At 71.9% G+C, this 1,965-nt stretch carries 3 protein-coding genes; 2 read left to right on the plus strand and 1 reads right to left on the minus strand.

Features of this window, described 5'->3' with window-relative positions:
- A partial coding sequence (locus ACFWGJ_RS43475) for a hypothetical protein (protein WP_387334509.1) occupies nucleotides 1-203 on the minus strand: 203 nt, incomplete at its 3' end.
- Between ACFWGJ_RS43475 and ACFWGJ_RS43480 the strand changes: the two genes are divergently transcribed.
- Nucleotides 202-687, plus strand: a complete 486-nt coding sequence (locus ACFWGJ_RS43480; RefSeq protein WP_387334510.1) for a cation:proton antiporter regulatory subunit — start codon at nucleotides 202-204, stop codon at nucleotides 685-687. The genes ACFWGJ_RS43475 and ACFWGJ_RS43480 overlap by 2 nt on opposite strands.
- Nucleotides 688-690: 3 nt before the next feature.
- Complete coding sequence (locus ACFWGJ_RS43485) at nucleotides 691-1,944, plus strand: cation:proton antiporter (protein ID WP_387334511.1); 1,254 nt, start codon at nucleotides 691-693, stop codon at nucleotides 1,942-1,944.
- The last annotated feature ends 21 nt before the right edge of the window (nucleotides 1,945-1,965 follow it).

Consider the following 1,965-nt stretch of genomic DNA (forward strand, 5'->3'; position numbering starts at 1 on the left):
GCGGCCAGCCACGTACGGCCCGCACCCGACGTCCCGGCGAACCCCCACCCCCCAGGGGCGCGGGGAACTGCGCGACCGGCCCCCACCGGCCCGCAGGTGAAGACGTGCGCGACCGGCCCCGCCAGGCCGTAGAGGAAACCATTCCGCAGCCCGCCGTAGGGTGAACGGATCAGCAGATCGACATCGGACAGGGGACCAGCCATGGGCACTCCACGCCTGAGCAGTACGCCGTTGCCGGGAATCGGGGTGCGGTACGACCTCACGACCCGCGAACAACGCCGCATCTCGGTGGTCGCGCACCGCGACGGCGGCCGCACACTGAGCGCGTACCGCAAGGACGACCCGGACGCCTGCGCCCTCTCCGTCCGGCTCTCCGCAGGAGAATCCGCGGCGCTCATCGACGCCCTGATGCCCGCCCACCACAGCCCCAGCCTGCTGTCCACGACCGAACTGGGCCTCGTCGCCGAACGCATCGAGCTGTCCTCGACCTCGCACTGGAACGGCCGCCTGCTGGGCGAGACCTGCATGCGCACCGAGACCGGCGTCTCGATCGTCGCCGTACTGCGCCGCGCCGAAGCCATCCCCTCGCCGGCACCGGACTTCCGCCTGGCGGGCGGCGACACCCTCATCGTGATCGGCACCCGCGAGGGCGTGGAGTCGGCCGCGACCATACTCGGAAGGGAGTGACACGTGCATTCGTCCGCGGTCTTCCTGATCGAGTTCGGCGCGATCATCCTCGGTCTGGGGCTGCTCGGCCGGTTCGCCGGACGCTTCCAGTTCTCACCGATCCCCCTCTATCTGCTGGCCGGACTGGCCTTCGGCGAGGGCGGGCTGCTGCCGCTGGGCACCAGCGAGGAGTTCGTCGCGATCGGCGCCGAGATCGGCGTCATCCTGCTGCTGCTGATGCTCGGGCTGGAGTACACGGCGACCGACCTGGTCTCCAACCTCAAGACCCAGTACCCGGCGGGCCTCGTCGACGCCGCCCTGAACGCCCTGCCCGGCGCCGCGATGGCGCTGCTGCTCGGGTGGGGGCCGGTCGCCGCCGTCGTCCTCGCCGGAGTCACCTGGATCTCCTCCTCCGGCGTCATCGCCAAGGTCCTCGGCGACCTGGGGCGGCTCGGCAACCGTGAGACCCCGGTCATCCTCAGCATCCTGGTCCTCGAAGACCTCTCCATGGCGGTCTACCTGCCGATCATCACCGCGCTGCTGGCCGGTGCGGGGCTCGCGGCGGGCAGTGCCACGCTCGCGATCGCGCTCGGTGTCGCCGGGCTCGTACTCGTCGTCGCGGTGCGGTACGGCCGCCACATCTCCCGGTTCGTGTCGAGCGACGACCCCGAGAAGCTGCTGCTCGTGGTGCTGGGGCTGACCCTGCTGGTGGCCGGTGTGGCGCAGCAGCTGCAGGTGTCGGCCGCCGTGGGGGCGTTCCTCGTCGGGATCGCGCTGTCGGGCGAGGTGGCCGAGGGGGCGCACGGGCTGCTGTCGCCGCTGCGGGACCTGTTCGCGGCCGTGTTCTTCGTCTTCTTCGGACTGCACACGGATCCGGCGAGCATTCCGCCCGTGCTGCTGCCCGCGCTGGCGCTGGCCGTGGTCACCGCCGGGACGAAGATCGCGACGGGGTACTGGGCCGCGAAGCGGGCCGGGATCTCGTCGAAGGGGCGGTGGCGGGCCGGGGGGACGCTGGTCGCACGCGGCGAGTTCTCGATCGTCATCGCGGGGCTGGCGGTGACGTCGGGGATCGAACCGCGGCTCGGGCCGCTGGCCACGGCGTATGTACTGATCCTGGTGATCGTGGGGCCGCTGACGGCGCGGTACACCGAGCCGGTGGCTGCGCTGTTGGGTGGGCGCGGGAAGGCGCGTTCGGCTGACGCGGAGCCCGAGCCCGAGCTCGACGCGGCTCAGGACCGGGACCTGGTCCCGAGCCCGGACGCCCCTGCGGACAAGTAACAAGCCACGGGTGGGCGGGGG

It is taken from the genome of Streptomyces sp. NPDC060205 (genome assembly GCF_042728395.1).
Taxonomy (GTDB): domain Bacteria; phylum Actinomycetota; class Actinomycetes; order Streptomycetales; family Streptomycetaceae; genus Streptomyces.

Coding starts and splice junctions, on each gene's coding strand:
- ACFWGJ_RS43480 (WP_387334510.1), top strand. CDS start 202: ATGGGCACTCCACGCCTGAGCAGTACGCCGTTGCCGGGAATCGGGGTG.